Annotated in this window: 14 protein-coding genes; 5 read left to right on the top strand and 9 right to left on the bottom strand. The window is 61.3% G+C overall.

Features of this window, described 5'->3' with window-relative positions:
* Positions 1-69 precede the first annotated feature (69 nt).
* Positions 70-900 (bottom strand): p-hydroxycinnamoyl CoA hydratase/lyase, encoded by an 831-nt coding sequence (locus LOY70_RS14350; protein WP_063320869.1) that lies wholly within the window; start codon positions 898-900, stop codon positions 70-72.
* Between the two features lie 215 nt (positions 901-1,115).
* On the opposite strand from LOY70_RS14350, the gene LOY70_RS14345 reads away from it, so the two are divergent.
* Positions 1,116-1,604 (top strand): MarR family winged helix-turn-helix transcriptional regulator, encoded by a 489-nt coding sequence (locus LOY70_RS14345; RefSeq protein ID WP_265037688.1) that lies wholly within the window; start codon positions 1,116-1,118, stop codon positions 1,602-1,604.
* 193 nt (positions 1,605-1,797) lie between these two features.
* Here the strand turns inward: LOY70_RS14345 and LOY70_RS14340 are convergent, their stop codons facing one another.
* Entirely contained in the window at positions 1,798-3,105 is a 1,308-nt protein-coding gene (locus LOY70_RS14340) for an OprD family porin (RefSeq protein ID WP_265037687.1), read from the bottom strand.
* Between the two features lie 313 nt (positions 3,106-3,418).
* On the opposite strand from LOY70_RS14340, the gene mhpT reads away from it, so the two are divergent.
* Positions 3,419-4,630, top strand: coding sequence for a 3-(3-hydroxy-phenyl)propionate transporter MhpT (mhpT, locus tag LOY70_RS14335; RefSeq protein ID WP_265037686.1), 1,212 nt, complete (start codon positions 3,419-3,421; stop codon positions 4,628-4,630).
* 11 nt (positions 4,631-4,641) lie between these two features.
* Here the strand turns inward: mhpT and LOY70_RS14330 are convergent, their stop codons facing one another.
* The gene (locus tag LOY70_RS14330) at positions 4,642-5,544 is read right to left on the bottom strand and encodes an AraC family transcriptional regulator (RefSeq protein ID WP_265037685.1); all 903 of its coding nucleotides are present in this window, start codon (positions 5,542-5,544) and stop codon (positions 4,642-4,644) included.
* 291 nt (positions 5,545-5,835) lie between these two features.
* Between LOY70_RS14330 and LOY70_RS14325 the strand changes: the two genes are divergently transcribed.
* Together LOY70_RS14325 and LOY70_RS14320 are read left to right on the top strand one after the other, a co-directional pair.
* A complete protein-coding gene (locus LOY70_RS14325) occupies positions 5,836-6,609 on the top strand; it encodes an L-iditol 2-dehydrogenase (protein WP_265037684.1) in 774 nt (257 codons plus the stop codon).
* Positions 6,610-6,803: 194 nt separating this feature from the next.
* Positions 6,804-7,655, top strand: coding sequence for a CAP domain-containing protein (locus LOY70_RS14320; protein ID WP_265037683.1), 852 nt, complete (start codon positions 6,804-6,806; stop codon positions 7,653-7,655).
* A gap of 106 nt (positions 7,656-7,761) precedes the next feature.
* Here LOY70_RS14320 and LOY70_RS14315 read toward each other — a convergent pair whose 3' ends face one another.
* The gene (locus LOY70_RS14315) at positions 7,762-8,655 is read right to left on the bottom strand and encodes an NAD(P)/FAD-dependent oxidoreductase (RefSeq protein ID WP_265037682.1); all 894 of its coding nucleotides are present in this window, start codon (positions 8,653-8,655) and stop codon (positions 7,762-7,764) included.
* Positions 8,656-8,800: 145 nt separating this feature from the next.
* Between LOY70_RS14315 and LOY70_RS14310 the strand changes: the two genes are divergently transcribed.
* Positions 8,801-9,265, top strand: coding sequence for an Rrf2 family transcriptional regulator (locus LOY70_RS14310; protein ID WP_265037681.1), 465 nt, complete (start codon positions 8,801-8,803; stop codon positions 9,263-9,265).
* Positions 9,266-9,387: 122 nt separating this feature from the next.
* Here the strand turns inward: LOY70_RS14310 and mqo are convergent, their stop codons facing one another.
* The 5 genes from mqo to LOY70_RS14285 all read right to left on the bottom strand — a co-directional run bounded on the left by mqo (position 9,388) and on the right by LOY70_RS14285 (position 15,910).
* Positions 9,388-11,031 (bottom strand): malate dehydrogenase (quinone), encoded by a 1,644-nt coding sequence (gene mqo, locus LOY70_RS14305; protein WP_265037680.1) that lies wholly within the window; start codon positions 11,029-11,031, stop codon positions 9,388-9,390.
* 399 nt (positions 11,032-11,430) lie between these two features.
* Positions 11,431-12,801: a hybrid sensor histidine kinase/response regulator gene (locus LOY70_RS14300; protein WP_265037679.1), complete on the bottom strand. Its 1,371-nt coding sequence runs from the start codon at positions 12,799-12,801 to the stop codon at positions 11,431-11,433.
* Positions 12,785-13,942 (bottom strand): alcohol dehydrogenase-like regulatory protein ErcA, encoded by a 1,158-nt coding sequence (ercA, locus tag LOY70_RS14295; protein WP_265038057.1) that lies wholly within the window; start codon positions 13,940-13,942, stop codon positions 12,785-12,787. The genes LOY70_RS14300 and ercA overlap by 17 nt, the downstream gene beginning before the upstream one ends.
* Positions 13,943-14,074: 132 nt before the next feature.
* The gene (gene pqqA, locus LOY70_RS14290) at positions 14,075-14,146 is read right to left on the bottom strand and encodes a pyrroloquinoline quinone precursor peptide PqqA (RefSeq protein ID WP_003253598.1); all 72 of its coding nucleotides are present in this window, start codon (positions 14,144-14,146) and stop codon (positions 14,075-14,077) included.
* A gap of 243 nt (positions 14,147-14,389) precedes the next feature.
* Positions 14,390-15,910 (bottom strand): aldehyde dehydrogenase family protein, encoded by a 1,521-nt coding sequence (locus tag LOY70_RS14285; protein WP_265037678.1) that lies wholly within the window; start codon positions 15,908-15,910, stop codon positions 14,390-14,392.
* Positions 15,911-16,015: the final 105 nt, after the last annotated feature.

The following is a 16,015-nucleotide window of genomic DNA, read 5'->3' as shown; positions in this document are numbered from 1 at the left end:
AGCGGTGTAACAGTAGCGCCAGGGCGACGCAGCGAACAGCGGGATGCGGCCCGCTGTTCGTCTGTCGACTCAGCGCTTATACGTTTGCAAGCCAGGCTTGATGCTCTTGTCGTCCAGGAATTGCTTCATGCCCTGCTCGCGACCGCCTTCGGTGTCGAGCAGCCGCGACTGGTCGAGCTTGGCGTACAGGTAATCCTCGTTCTGCTCCCAGGTCAGTTCGCGGCAGCGTTTGAAGCCGTGCTTGGCTGCGCGCAGCACCACCGGATTTTTCTCCAGCAGGTTGCGCGCCAGCGCCACGGTGACTTCACGCAGTTGCGCCAAGGGCACGCTTTCGTTGACCAGGCCCATCTCGGCAGCTTTCTGCCCGCCGAAGGTCTTGCCGGTCATGATGTAGTACAGCGACTGACGATGACCCACGGTGTCGGCCATGGCCTTGCTGACGAGGTTGCCGGGCGGGATGCCCCAGTTGATTTCCGAAAGGCCGAAGGTCGCTTCGTCGGCGCAGATCGCCAGGTCGCACGCCACCAGCGGGCTGAAACCGCCACCGAAGCACCAGCCGTTGACCATGGCAATGGTGGGCTTGGCGTACATGCGCAACAGTTTCCACTGCCATTGCGAGGCTTCGCGGCGGATTTTTTCCTGGAGGATTTCCGGGCCGGCATCCACCTCACGGAAATACTCCTTGAGGTCCATGCCAGCGGTCCAGGCATCACCGGCCCCGGTCAGCACCAGTACACCGGCGGCCGGATCCTGCTCCAGGGTTTCCAACACGTCGATCATCTCGCGATTGAGGGTCGGGCTCATGGCGTTGCGTTTTTCCGGGCGATTGAGGGTCACCCAGGCAATGCCTTCCTCGATATCGACTTTGACCGTTTTCCAGCGACCTTCGTAATTGCTCATGATGCGCGCACTCTTGTTCTTGGCTGAAGATGATCAAAAATTAAACCTGAATATTAGTTATGTCAATTAACTATTAATCGATTTATCTGTATTTTTTCAGCGGCTGGAGTCACGCAGCCGAACAAGGAATATGCGATCCACCGTAGCCATCGCGTCACAACCTCGGGCAAACTGGATAGCCTTGTTAATCACTCACCTTGAGGATGCTCTTTTCGATGGCCAAGTCTTCCAAGCTTGCCGAACCCTCCGAGGCCGTGGCCGACGGCACCGACGCGCCGCTACCGCTGGACGCTGCGCTGGATGACCTGATCGGTTACGCCCTGCGCCGCGCCCAGTTGAAACTGTTCCAGAACCTGATCGGCCGGCTCGCCGTCCACGATTTGCGCCCCGCCCAATTCTCGGCCCTGGCGATCATCGACCAGAACCCCGGCCTGATGCAGGCCGACCTGGCCAAGGCCCTGGCGATCGAACCGCCGCAAGTGGTGCCGCTGTTGAACAAACTGGAAAGCCGGGCGCTGGCCGTACGGGTGCGGTGCAAGCCGGACAAGCGTTCCTATGGGATCTTCCTGAGCAAGACCGGGGAAACCCTGCTCAAGGAGCTCCAGCAGATCGCCGTCCAGAGCGACCTGGATTCCACGGCTGCGCTTTCGGATGGTGAACGGGAAGAATTGCTGCGGTTGCTGAAGAAGGTTTATCAGCAGTAAGGCCAACGCTCCCCCTGTGGTGAGGGGATTTATCCCCGCTGGGCTGCGTAGCAGCCCCAATCCAGGCTCCGCGATCAATCTGATGTGCCGGGGTAGCCGTTTGAGGGACTGCTGCGCAGTCCAACGGGGATAAATCCCCTCGCCACAAGAGCCACTATGTCCCCCGCTTCACCCCCCTTCGCCCAGCAATGCATCACCAGATCGGCACACTGTAGGTCACCAGGAACCGAGTCTGGTTCTCATCGCGAAAGGCCGCCGTTCCCGGGAAGTTGTTGCGATAGATCGACTTGCGCGCCAGCAGCCCCACGTTTTTCAGCGGGCCGCTCTGGATCACGTACCCCAGCTCCATCTGGAATTCCCGCTCCTTGCGATCCTCGGCATTGAAAGCCGCCAGCTCGATGTGATCACCGCGCACGTAACGCAGCCGAGTCCTCAGGCCTGGTACGCCCACGGCGGCAAAGTCATAGTCATGGATCGCCTGCCAGGTGCGTTCCTTGGCATTGAGAAAATCCGAGCTCATGGTCATCTCGCTCAAGCCCATCAACTCGGTGCCGGACACATAAGGCGTGGCCGTATCGCCACTGGCATGCATATAGCCCAGGCTCACGCGATGCCCACCCAAGCGATAGCCGACCAGCGCCGAAACATTGCGGTTATCCACCTTGCCGGCCTTGGCGGCGCCCTCTTCGTCACTGAAAAAGCTGCGCAGGTCGGTGGTCAACACGCCGTCGCCCAAGGGCAGGTTATGCAGCAACGCCAGGGTATTTTGCTGGTACAGGTCTGCCACTTCGGCGTGGTAGGCCCGCAGGCTGAGGTCTTTGTTGACCTGATAGTCGCCCCCCACATAGGCCATGTGAGACGAAGTCGCCGCGCCATTGAAACGGCGATTGGGTGACGCAATGCTCATCGGCTGGTAGTCGGTGGAATCGCGGCGGTTGATGCGGTCGATGTAGCCGGTGTTCAACGTCAATCCGTCGATGTCCTTGGAACTGAGCGTCGTCCCGCGAAAGGTCTGCGGCAGCAGGCGTGACGGGCTGGCGAAGGCAAACGGCAGGAAAATCGACACATCGCCGGTCTTCACGGTGGTCTGGCCGAAGCGCAACTTGCCGGTCAACGCCAGGCGCGAATACTCATCGGCGGCACGCTTGTCGCTGCTGGACACCGGCAACAACTCAGTGCCACTGCGATCCGGCGATGAATCAAGCTTGATTCCCAGCAAACCACGGACGTCCAGGCCGAACCCGACTGTACCCGGGGTAAATCCCGATTCCATGTTCATGAACACACCCTGGGCCCATTCCCGTGCCGCGGTCTTGGCACCGTCGTCCTTGTAGTCGCGGTCCATGTAGTAATTACGCAGGGTCAGGGTGCCGTGGCTGTCGTCGATGAATCCTTCTGCCCACAACGCGCTGGAACCCAGGCTCAATCCAAGGCAGGCCAGCAGTTGAACGAGCGGTGCAACAGGGGTCGCCGCAAGGGTGACCCGCGCAAGGTTTGGCATGTTCGATATCCATTTATTGTTGTTGTTTTTGATCGGGCGCAATACCTGAGGGATGGGCCCTGGGGAAGGAGAATGGAAATGTCGCGGATACTTCGTCAACCAGGATGTTCGATAATCGAACATTAATATCATTATCTAATTTTCAAATTCTTTCACTTTTAGGTAACAACCAACTGATTTTGTTGATAATTTAGGCCGTCAGAGTCTTTAAACCGTTCCGATTCATTTTTTAGTTAGCTTTGTTAATCTAAATCAGGCCCACAGGTTTCTACCCAACCTGTGTTCCAGACAAAAACAATAAGAGGGATTTGCCATGAACCGTCCGGCGCGTCGTGCGACGCTGACCATCGCCCTGTGTTTTATCGTTGCGCTGATCGAGGGTTTCGACCTGCAGTCAGCCGGCACCGCCGCCGCAGGCTTGCGGCAGACGTTTACCCTGGACCCGAAAATGATGGGCTGGGTCTTCAGTGCCGGGATCATCGGGCTGCTGCCTGGGGCGTTCTTCGGCGGCTGGATCGCCGATCGCATCGGCCGCAAGAAAATCCTCATCGCCGCCGTCTTGTTGTTCGGTGTGTTCTCCCTCAGCACCGCTTATGTCGAGCATTTTTCCAGCCTGCTGCTGGTGCGTTTCATGACCGGCCTGGGCTTGGGCGCCGCCCTGCCCAACCTCATTGCCCTGTGTGCCGAAGCCGTGGGGGAGCAACGTCGCGGCACGGCCATCAGCGTGATGTATGCGGGGGTTCCGTTGGGGGGAGCGTTGGCGGCCGTGGTCGCCATGCTGTTTGGCGAGCACTGGCAAATGACGTTTTTCATCGGCGGGCTGGCGCCGTTGCTGGTCGTGCCACTGATGGTGTTGTGGCTTCCTGAGTCCAGCGCCTTTCGCCAGGCCCGGGATGTCGGCGGCGAGGCTCGCAGCTCAACCGGCCAGGCGCTGTTCGGCGAAGGTCGAGGCCGCACCACCCTGGCCCTTTGGCTGAGCTACTTTTTCACCCTGACGGTCATGTACATGTTGCTCAACTGGCTGCCGTCGTTGCTGCTGGAACAAGGCTTCAGCAGGCCCCAGGCCGGTCTGGTGCAGATGCTGTTCAACATTGGCGGAACCCTGGGCTCGTTGCTCGGAGGCCTGTTGCTGGACCGCTGCAACGGCCTCAAGGTGGTGCTGTTCGTTTATGCCGGGCTGCTCAGCGCCCTGGCCGGGGTCGGGTTGTCGGTCGGCATCGTGCCGATGGCCATCGCCGGGTTTGCCGCCGGGTTGTTCGTCATGGCGGCGCAACTGGTGTTGTACGCATTGGCACCGCCCGCCTATCCCACGGCTGTGCGGGCGACGGGTGTGGGTGCTGCGGTTGCCATTGGGCGCCTGGGTTCGGTCGCCGGGCCTCTGGCCGCAGGGCAGATCCTGGCTGCCGGGGCGGGAACCACCGGCGTGTTGCTGGCGACATCGCCCGGGCTGTTGATTGCAGCCGTGGCGGCAATCAGCGTGATGGCTCGTGCGGTGACGGTGGGTGAGGCGCAGGCTGCGCGTTGAAGCATGCAGCTTCAAGTCAACGACAAGGCGCCCCGACGATACTCACTGGGCGTCTGGTTCATCTCGATGCGAAAGTGCCGGTTGAAGTTGGAGAGGTTGTTGTAGCCCACCTCAAAGCAGATATCGGTCACCGGCATTTCACTTTGCAGCAGCAAGCGGCAGGCGCGTTGGACCCGCAGCTTGCGCATCAGGTCGATGAAACCGTGCCCGGTGATGCGTTTGAAGAACCGCGAGAAGCCCGGTTCGCTCATGTCCAGTTGCCGGGCAATCACCGACAGACGCAGGTCGCCGGTGAGCTCAGCCTGCAGGTACTCGAAAGCTTTGTGAATGCGTTCTGAACTGCGGGCATCCAGGGTGGGCGCGTAGCACGGGCTCGCCAGGCACACGGCATCCTCTTGCGGGGCGTTACTGAGGGTCTCGAGCAGTTGCAGGAACAGCGCCAGCCGCCCCAACCCCTGCGCCGGGCCAATGGCCTCGAGCAGGCTCGCGGCGTTGACGGCGGTGTCGCCGCTGAAGGCCAAACCGCGCCGCGCCCGTTCGAACAGTGCCTGCAAATCCCCCAGCTCGGGCAGGGTCCGGCGCAGGGTCAGCAAGGTGGCGCCGTCGAATTGCAACACTACATCGCGCCCGGCCAGGTGCTCGCCCGGCGCCAGGTCGCCCATCCAGTCATGGGGCAGGTCCGGGCCGATCATCGCCACATGGCCGGGGCCGAACGGGCCGATGTAGTCACCTGCCAACAGTTTTCCGCTGCCCTGGCGGATCAGGTGGATTTCAAACTCAGGATGATGATTCCAGCGCGCCAGCGGATAGGGATAGTCGTGCTCGTACCAGCGAAAACTGTGCTCGGGCTCGGGCAGGATAACTTCCAGTTCGGCTGGTCGCTGCTCGAACAAAGGCGTTCTGTGATCGGACATGTCGCGCCTCTCTTAGCGTTATAGGCAGCACCTTACGCCGGGGACACAGCGGTCGCCAGTGTTGACCTGACCGCCCACTGATACTTTTTTAACCCGGATGTCCGCCCCGGGCCGAGGTTAAAAAAGTACCAGCGAAGCATCCTCCCTGCGTTTGTCCGCATTCAGGTGCGCTGCTGTAATCGGCTGGCCATTGAAGACGCCCCACCACCACCCTCACCCGGTGGAACAGGCGCTGGCCTCGGCACAAGGGCCCTATTTCCTTATTGATACAACTGAAGACAGGACAACCCCATGAAACGACTGGAAGGGAAAAGTGCGCTGGTGACCGGTGCGGCCCGTGGTATCGGCAGGACATTCGCCCAGGCCTACATCAACGAAGGTGCGACGGTAGCGATTGCCGATATCGACCTTGAACGGGCCCAGGCCACCGCCGCCGAGCTGGGTGCCGGCGCCTACGCGGTAAAAATGGACGTGACCGACCAGGCCTCCATCGACCAAGCCATCGACGCGGTTGTGGCCCGGGTCGGCAAGCTGGATATCCTGATCAATAACGCGGCGTTGTTTGACCTGGCGCCCATCGTGGAAATCACCCGCCAGAGCTACGAGCGGCTGTTTTCCATCAACGTCGCCGGCACCCTGTTCACGCTGCAAGCCGTGGCCCGGCAGATGATCCGTCAGGGGCATGGCGGCAAAATCATCAACATGGCAAGCCAGGCTGGCCGGCGTGGTGAGGCCTTGGTAGGCGTCTACTGCGCCACCAAGGCAGCGGTGATCAGCCTCACCCAGTCCGCCGGACTGGATTTGATCAAGCATCGGATCAACGTCAACGCCATCGCGCCCGGTGTGGTGGATGGCGAGCATTGGGACGGCGTGGATGCGCTGTTTGCCCAGCATGAAAACCTGCCGCCGGGGGAAAAGAAGCGCCAGGTCGGCCAGCAAGTGCCTTATGGCCGGATGGGGACCGCGGACGACCTCACTGGCATGGCGATTTTCCTGGCCTCGGCAGAGAGTGAATATGTGGTGGCGCAGACCTACAACGTCGATGGCGGGAACTGGATGAGCTGATAATTTGCGGTTTTAGGGCCTTGAAACGACGGAAATGGACTTATTTGCTTGAAAATTGATCCCACTACTTGAGGATTGTCCCGAACGGTACCCAGCGGTGCCGTTCCAAGGGATTTCAAGAGAGCGTGAATACCGTTGCCCCAGCGGGGCAAAAATTGCGCATCATAGGCGCCGTCCGCTCAAGGGAGATTTACATGCGTGCCATTTCATCCGCCATGCGGCTTGCCGTGCTGTCACTGGGCCTGGCATTCGCCGTCGACGCCGCGGCCACCGAAGAGACGCAGCTGGTCGAATCCATCAACCTCTACCGTAGCCAGTCCCAAAGCTGCGCGGGCCAGGCCTCTCTGGAGTTGCCGCCGCTGGCGATGGATTCACGACTGATCCTGTCGGCCAATGGCATCGGCGACCTGCAACAGGCGCTGGCGCGCACGGCCTATCCAATGGTCAACGTGCAGGCCATCAGCCTGTCCGGGCCACGAGATGCGCAAGCCGCGATGAAGGCCGTGCAGGAAAGTTTCTGCCAGGTGGTACTGGATCCGCAGTTCGTCGACGTCGGCGTCAGCCGCCTGGATCGCGAATGGCGAATCGTGCTGGCGCGTCCTCTGCTGTCGGCGCGCCTGGGGGACTGGCAAGGCGAAGGCCAGAAACTGCTGAAGCTGATCAACAGCGCCCGCTCGCAGCCACGCCGTTGCGGCACCGAAACGTTCACGGCCACAACGCCACTGGCCTGGAACGGTACCCTGGCCCTGGCGGCGGTGACGCACACCCGGGCCATGGCCAACAACAACTTCTTCGACCACAAGGACCGCGATGGCCGCATGCCGGGTGACCGGGCCGAACTGGCCGGCTATCTCGGCCAGTTGGTCGGCGAGAACATTGCCGCCGGGCAGGACACCGCCTTGAAAGTGGTAGACGGCTGGCTGGCCAGCCCCGGGCACTGCGCCAACCTGATGAACCCACAGTTCCGCGAGTTGGGCGCCGGGTACGCGACCGATCCGAAAAGTGATGCGGGGATCTATTGGACGGCGATGTTTGGTACCCAATAGCTTTACGCGGGACGGCTCAATCTGCGGTGGCTGGGCCACCGCTATCGCGAGCAAGCTCGCTCCCACAGGGTTTGGTGCCGCGACAAAAATGTGGGAGCGAACCTGTTCAGTGCGTACTGAAGATCAACGATCGATGCACGCCTGACCCCGCCCTCACCCCGTCGCCGACAGCCAACGCGACCGACCCGAAAGGCATGGCCGCGTCGCCACAGGCAAACACCCCTGGCACGTTGGTTTCGCGGGTCATGTCCGTCTGGATGAAGGCCCCCATCGGCCCGTCTTCGAACTCACAGCCCAACGACGCGGCCAATGGGCTGGCGACTCGCGTGCGGGGCAGGACGAACAGGCCATCGATGGCCACTACCCGGCCATTGGCCAACACGACGTTGGCGCGGTCGCCTTCGATGCGTTCGACGCGCTCTGGCACGATCGTTACCCCGCGTCGTTCCAGGCTAGCGCGCTGCTCAGGGTCCGGCTCGAAGACGCCATGGGTGAAAAATGTGGTCGGGCCCCAGTCTGGAAGCATCAAGGCATGGTGCAGCGACATTTCCGAGGTCGCCAACACGCCGATGGGCCCTTGCTCCAGCTCATAGCCGTGGCAGTAAGGACAATGGAACACGCTTTTGCCCCAGCGCTGCGCCAGCCCTTCCACTTCCGGCAGATCATCGATCACCCCCGTCGCCAACAACAGGCGCAGAGCGCTGTAACGCTGGCCGCGGGCGGTTTCCAGGGTGAAGCCCTGCGCCTCCTTGCAAGCACTGACCAGCGTGTCCGACACCCATTCCACCGTCGGGTAAGCCATGAGCTGGGCACGGGCATCTTCGGCGATGTCTGCGGGAGCCCGACCGTCCTGCCCAAGAAAGCCATGGGAGGTGGCGGCGAACCGATTGCGACGCTGGCCGGCATCGATCACCAACACCTTGCGCCGGGCCCGGGCCAGTTGAAGAGCGGCGGACATACCGGCGTAGCTGCCGCCTGCAATGATGACGTCGTAGCGCATGATCGTTCTCCGTGGGTGGTTTCAAAAGAATCGAGAAGTCTCGACACATCGTAAGTTCCTTGAAAACCCTCTGTCAACGATCTCGTAACTTTTGCAATTACAGGCGATACTCGCCCCTGCCTCAGTCAAAGAACACGCAACGATCATGAGAACCGACACTCGCCTGTCCCGCATGCTTCATGTGCTGATCCACATGGATCGTCATCAACAATCCGCCACCTCCGACACCCTCGCGCAGATGCTCGGCACCAACCCGGTGGTGGTGCGCCGGACCATGGCCCTGCTCAAGGAGCAGGGTTACGTCACGTCGGAGAAAGGCCATCGCGGCGGCTGGACCCTGGCCAAACCGCTGTCGGAAATGACCTTGCTCGACATCCACCAAGCCTTGGGCAGCACGTCGATCTTCGCCATCGGCCTGTCCACCGATCATCCGCAGTGTCTGGTGGAGCAAGCGGTGAATGCAGCGCTGACGGATGCGTTCGATGAGGCCCAGGCATTGCTGCTCAAGCGTTTGGGAGGGATTACCCTGGCCCGGTTGGCGGAGGACTTTGATCAGCGATTTCGGCAGGGTTGCGGGGGTACTTCGCAGGTGGGACAGGCTGAGCATTGAGGTTGACTGATCCGCCGTCATCGCGAGCAAGCTCGCTCCCCCATTAGGGGCCCGCGGCTGCCCCCAATAAAGAACGCCGCTCATTGAGCGGCGTTCTTGTCCATCACCAGACAGCGTCCGGTTTACAGCGCCATGTCAGCCGCTGGGTCAGCTTCGCGTGCTGCGCCCGGTTTGGCCGGGGCCGCGGTGGCGCCTGGCTTACCGATCGCCGGTGGCGGGTCCAGTTGCAGGACTTCGCTGGTGTACGCCCACTCCTGAGCCACACGCTCGGGGCTGTCGTTGAGCTTGGTGCCGTAGCTCGGCACGATCTGGTGCAGTTTTTCCTGCCAGGCCGGGCTGGCGACCTTGTCCTTGAAGACTTTCTCAAGCACGGTCAGCATGATCGGCGCGGCGGTCGAGGCGCCTGGCGAGGCACCCAGCAGGCCGGCGATGCTGCCGTCTTGGGACGCGACCACTTCGGTGCCGAGTTTCAGGACGCCGCCCTTCTCTTCGTCACGCTTGATGATCTGCACGCGCTGGCCGGCCTGCCACAGGCGCCAATCTTCCTGCTTGGCCTCCGGGAAGTATTCCTTCAGGGCGTTGAAGCGGTCTTCGTCCGACAGCATCAGCTGACCGGCCAGGTACTCGACCAGAGGGTACTGTTCAATACCGACCTTGGTCATTGGCCACACGTTATGGGTGGTGGTGCTGGTCAGCAGATCAAAGTACGAACCGTTCTTCAGGAACTTGGTGGAGAAAGTCGCGAACGGACCAAACAGAATCACACGCTTGCCGTCGAGCACGCGGGTATCCAAGTGCGGAACCGACATCGGCGGTGCGCCGACCGAAGCCTTGCCATAGGCCTTAGCCAGATGCAATTGGGCGACAGTCGGGTTTTCGGTGACCAGGAACGAGCCGCCTACCGGGAAACCTGCATACTCACGGGCTTCCGGAATGTCCGACTTCTGCAACAGGTGCAAGGCACCGCCACCGGCGCCGATGAACACGAACTTGGCGTCGGTCTCGGTTTCGGTACCGTCCTTGAGGTTCTTGTACGAAACGCGCCAGGTGCCGTCTTCGTTACGGGTGATGTCTTCCACTTCGCTGGACAGCTTGAGGGAGAAATTCGGCTTGGTTTGCAGGTAAGCCGCGAACTGGCGGGTGATTTCGCCGAAGTTCACGTCGGTGCCCAAGGGACTCCAGGTGGCCGCGACTTTCTGGCTCGGGTCACGCCCTTGCATCATCAGCGGCACCCACTTGCTGATCTGCTCGCGATCTTCGGAGTACTGCATGCCAGCGAACAAAGGACTGGCCTGAAGGGCTTCGTAGCGCTTCTTCAGGAATGCGATGTTCTCGTCACCCCACAGGAAACTCATGTGCGGCGTGGAGTTGATGAACGAGCGCGGGTTCTTCAGCACACCGTTCTTGACCTGCCAGGACCAGAACTGACGGGAGATCTGGAAGGCCTCGTTGATTTCGATGGCCTTGGAGATATCGACCTTGCCGTTCTTGTCTTCCGGCGTGTAGTTCAGCTCGGCCAGCGCGGAGTGGCCGGTACCGGCGTTGTTCCAGCCGTTGGAGCTCTCTTCGGCAACACCGTCCAGGCGCTCGACCATTTCCATGGTCCAACCCGGCTCCAGCTCATTGAGCCAGACGCCGAGTGTCGAGCTCATAATGCCCCCACCAATGAGCAAGACATCCACTTTTTTTGCCTCGGCGGCGTGCGTGGTCGCAAGACCCATCGCCATCGCCAGGCCCAGTAGCGCCGTGTGTGTTTTCTTCAACATGTGTGTATCCCTAGGTAGAACGCCATTCCGCCCAGCAGTCCTGATCAATGATGACGCCCATGGCCGGCAAGGCCGCATGGCGTATAGAGATGAACTGAGGGTGGACCTACAGGGCCGAGCAATCGTCGGCCTCACGTTTATGTCTCTCCGGCGCTGACTTCTTGTAGGTCTTGGCTTCAGCTGGGTGAGGGACACTGCAAAACGGTCGTCATCGGGCCCGGCGTGGCCGTGCCCGATTGTCGCAGCGGGGGGAGTTTACATAAGGAAATAAACAGACCGAAGCCCCTTTTTGACATTCCTGACAAAAACACTGGGTAAACAAAGTCATTTTGATGGCTCCGCTTGACGTTTAACCGGCCACGGAGCCGCAGGAACATGCTGTTCCACTTAAATTTCACGCTACCCGAGCATCTGGCTCAACACCGCCCGTAACTTGCCGGGCTTGAGCGGTTTGTTCAGCAACGGCGCCCCCAATTTGCGCAGGGCGCGGCGGCACTGGTCGCTGCGGTCGGCGGTGATGATCACAGCCGGGATCGCCTGATGAAAATGCTCGCGCAGGTGTTTGACCACCTCACACCCCACCACCCCATGATCCAGGTGAAAATCCGCCAGGATCAGTTCCGGCGCGCGACCTTGCAGCACATCAAAGGCGCCCGCCTCGTCGGTGGCGGTCAACACCTCGCAGCCCCACTGCCCCAGCAACGCGGCCATGCTTTGCAAAATGCTCAGTTCATTGTCGATCACCAGCAGGCGGCGGCCCGGCAGCGGGTTGCCGGCAACTGCTTGTACGGGTATCTGGGAGAGGGACGGCGGTCTTTCGGCTGACAGCGGCACCTGAATGCTGAACACCGAGCCGCGCCCCGGCCGGGAACGCACCTGGACCCGATAGCCGAGGATATGGGCGATGCGCTCGACAATCGCCAGGCCCAGGCCGACGCCTTTGCGATCCGCCGCCCGCCCCACATCCAGTTGGTTGAACTCCAGGAATATCGACTCCAGGCAGTCGGCGGCAATGCCCCGGCCGGTGTCCCAGACTTCCAGGCTCAACTGCCCTCCCCGGCGCCGGGCGGCCAGGAGAACGCCACCTTGGGCGGTGTAGCGACAGGCATTGCTGAGCAGGTTGCGCAGGATGCGGGTCATCAGGCGCAGGTCCGTCATGATCGCTTCGTCGCCAAAATGCGCCCGCAGCTCCAGGCCTGCGGCGCCGGCCACCGATTGGAACTCCGACACCAGCGGCGCCAGCAACTCGTCCAGCCGATACGGGGCCAGGTCGGGCTTGACCGCTGCCTGGTCCAGCCGGGAAATGTCCAGCAGGTCAGTGAGCAAGTCCTCGGCACCTTCGAGGGCCTGATGGGTACGTTCCACCAGCACCTGCTCGGAAGTCGGCAGCGAGCGCTCGCGCAAGGTGGCGATCAGCAGGCGTGCGGCGTTGAGCGGTTGCAACAGGTCATGGCTGGCGGCCGCCAGGTATTTGTCCTTGCTGCGATTGGCCGCCTGTGCGGCGTCGCGGGCATCGCGCAACTGCTGCTCGATCAACTCGCGCTGGGCGATCTGCTGCTGCAAGTTGTGGTTGGCCTCCAGCAGCGCGTCAGTGCGCTCGGCCACCCGTTGTTCCAATTGATCGTTGAGCTGTTGCAGGTGTTGCCGGGCCTGCTCCAGCTCATCGAGGCGCGCCGCCAACTCCGGATAGTGGCTCTTGCGCGTCGAGTGATTGCCCAGCCCCAGCAGCCCCTCCAAGGCTTTTTGCTGCTCGTCAGAGGGCTTCGCCATAAACGACCTCGACATCCCGCTGACTCGACTCCCGAGGGTTGGTGAGGATGCACGGGTCGTGCATCGCATGTTGCGACAGGAACGGGATGTCCGAGGTGCTCACCCCGTGCAGGCCCAGGGTTTCGTGGAAACCGATGGTGTGCTTGAGGGCAATCAGGTGTTCCACCAGGCGGGTACGAATCTGCCGATGATTGAGCCCACGGCAATCGATGCCCAGCGTCTCGGCGATGACCTTGAAGCGTTCGGGAGCCGAGTTGTAGTTGAAGGCCACCACGTGCTCCACCAACACCGCGTTGCACAAGCCATGGGGCAAATCCAGGAACCCACCCAGGCTGTGGGACATCGCGTGCACCGCGCCGAGGATCGCGTTAGAGAACGCCAGCCCGGCCTGCATGCTGCCGAGCATGATTTTTTCCCGCAGGGCGACGTCCGCCGGGTTGGCAATCATTTGCACCAGGTTGCCGTTGATCAGGCGCATCGCCTCCAGCGCATGGGGATCGGTCAACGGGCCGTGACCGGTGGACACGAACGCCTCGATGGCATGCACCAGCGCATCGATGCCGGTACAGGCCGACAGGAACGGGTCCATGCTCAGGGTGGTTTCCGGGTCGATCAGCGACACGTCCGGTACCGCCGCCTTGCTGACGATGGAAAACTTCATGCGCTCTTGCTGGTTGGAGATGATCACGAACTGCGACACATCGGCCGAGGTGCCGGCGGTGGTGGGAATCAGGATCAGCGGCGGGCTGGGCACAGTCAGGGTGTCGACGCCTTCGAACTCGAGGATATTGCGGCCGTGGGCAACGACAATACCGATGCCTTTGCCGCAATCCATCGGGCTACCACCGCCGACCGCGACGATGACGTCGCAATGGTTCTCCCGGTACACCTCGGCACCGAGCATGACTTCTTCGACCCGGGGATTGGGCGAGACGGCGCTGTAGATACAGTAGTCGATGGCCTGGGCCTGGAGGCTGGCCTCGACATCGGCCACCCATCCGGCAGCGATCACGCCGGGATCGGTGACGATCAGCACCTTGCGTGCGCCAAACGTCTTGGCGTAATTGCCGACATTGTGCCGGCAGCCGGCACCAAACATGATTTCGGGGGAAACGAACTTGCGCAGTGGACTGAGGCTCATCTTTTCAGGTGCGTGGCTCATCGGTAAGCCTGTTGTTATTGTCTTGGGATACCCTGAGCCTAAAGCATCCTACCGTGATTGCAATCAGACCAATGGGTAGCCCGGCCTGAATGCCTCAGGCCGGGCTAGCACTCATCGGTTGGCGAAGTACATCGTCACTTCAAAGCCAATACGCAGGTCGGTAAACGCGGGTTTAGTCCACATGGGTCTTTCCTCTTCTTGTACCGGGCGATTCCGGCAAGGTCATTAATGCATGCCCCGTCCAAGGCTCGAATGCTACTTTCGAAGCGGTGGATGGGGTGCGTTGGTAGCAATGCTGCAATCACAGACATCCAAATGTGGGAGCGAGCTTGCTCGCGATAGCGGTCGATCAGCAACATCAAGGCTGAATGTCCTGGCCTCATCGCGAGCAAGCTCGCTCCCACAGGGTGCAATGCTGTTTTCGGGTTAGAAGAAGCCCAACGGATTGATGTCGTAGCTCACCAGCAGGTTCTTGGTCTGCTGGTAGTGATCGAGCATCATCTTGTGGGTTTCGCGGCCGACGCCGGACTTCTTGTAACCACCGAACGCGGCGTGGGCCGGGTACAAGTGGTAGCAGTTGGTCCACACGCGACCGGCCTTGATCGCCCGGCCCATGCGGTAGGCGCGGTTGATGTCGCGGGTCCACAGGCCGGCACCCAAGCCAAATTCGGTGTCGTTGGCGATGGCCAGGGCTTCGGCTTCGTCCTTGAAGGTGGTGACGCCCACCACCGGGCCGAAGATTTCTTCCTGGAACACGCGCATTTTGTTGTGGCCCTTGAGCAGGGTCGGCTGGATGTAGTAGCCGCTCGACAAGTCCCCTTCCAGGTGCTCGGCCGCACCGCCGGTGAGCAGTTCGGCACCCTCTTCCCGAGCAATTTCCAGATACGAAAGAATCTTGTCGTACTGCTGCTGGGAAGCCTGGGCACCGACCATGGTGTCGGTGTCCAGCGGATTGCCACGCTTGATCTTGGCGATTTTCTTCATGACCTCGGCCATGAACGGCACATAGATCGACTCCTGTACCAGCGCCCGGGATGGGCAGGTGCAGACTTCGCCCTGGTTGAAGAACGCCAGCACCAGGCCTTCAGCGGCTTTTTCGATGAACGCCGGTTCGGCCTGCATGATGTCTTCGAAGAAGATGTTCGGCGACTTGCCGCCCAGCTCCACGGTGGACGGGATGATGTTCTCGGCGGCGCATTTCATGATGTGCGAGCCGATCGGGGTGGAACCGGTGAAGGCGATCTTGGCGATGCGCTTGCTGGTGGCCAGGGCTTCGCCGGCCTCGCGACCGAAACCATGGACGATGTTCAACACACCGGCCGGCAGCAGATCAGCGATCAGCTCCATGAATACGGTGATCGACAGCGGCGTCTGCTCCGCCGGCTTGAGCACGATGCAGTTACCGGCGGCCAGGGCCGGGGCGAGTTTCCAGGCGGCCATCAGCAGCGGGAAGTTCCACGGGATGATCTGCCCGACCACGCCCAGCGGCTCGTGAAAGTGATAGGCCGCGGTCAGTTCGTTGATCTCGGCAGCCCCACCCTCTTGGGCGCGGATGCAACCGGCGAAATAACGGAAATGGTCGGCCGACAGCGGAACATCGGCATTGAGGGTTTCGCGCACGGCCTTGCCGTTGTCCCAGGTTTCAGCGACGGCGAGGACTTCCAGGTACTGCTCGATGCGGTCGGCGATTTTCAACAGCGCCAGGGAACGGTCCTGCACCGAGGTCTTGCCCCAGGCGTCGGCGGCGGCATGGGCGGCATCCAGGGCTTTTTCGATGTCAGCGGCGCCGGAGCGCGGGAATTCGGCGATGACTTCGCCGTTGACCGGCGACGTGTTGGTGAAGTACTCGCCATTGACCGGTGCGACGAATTCGCCGCCGATGAAATTGCCATAGCGCGGTTTGAAGGAAACGACGGCGCCTGGAGTTCCGGGTTGTGCGTAGATCATGATGGGCCTCTGCCTGGTCGATGCCTGTCGCGGGACAGGCGATAGACCGATGGTAGAGAGCCCCGCGCGGCGGACGAATGCGTCGTTGGCAGGGGGGCTCTCGTT

Origin of the sequence: Pseudomonas sp. B21-054 (genome assembly GCF_026016345.1) — a bacterium.
In the GTDB taxonomy this organism is placed as follows: domain Bacteria; phylum Pseudomonadota; class Gammaproteobacteria; order Pseudomonadales; family Pseudomonadaceae; genus Aquipseudomonas.
This window is presented reverse-complemented; position numbering and strand designations above follow the sequence as displayed.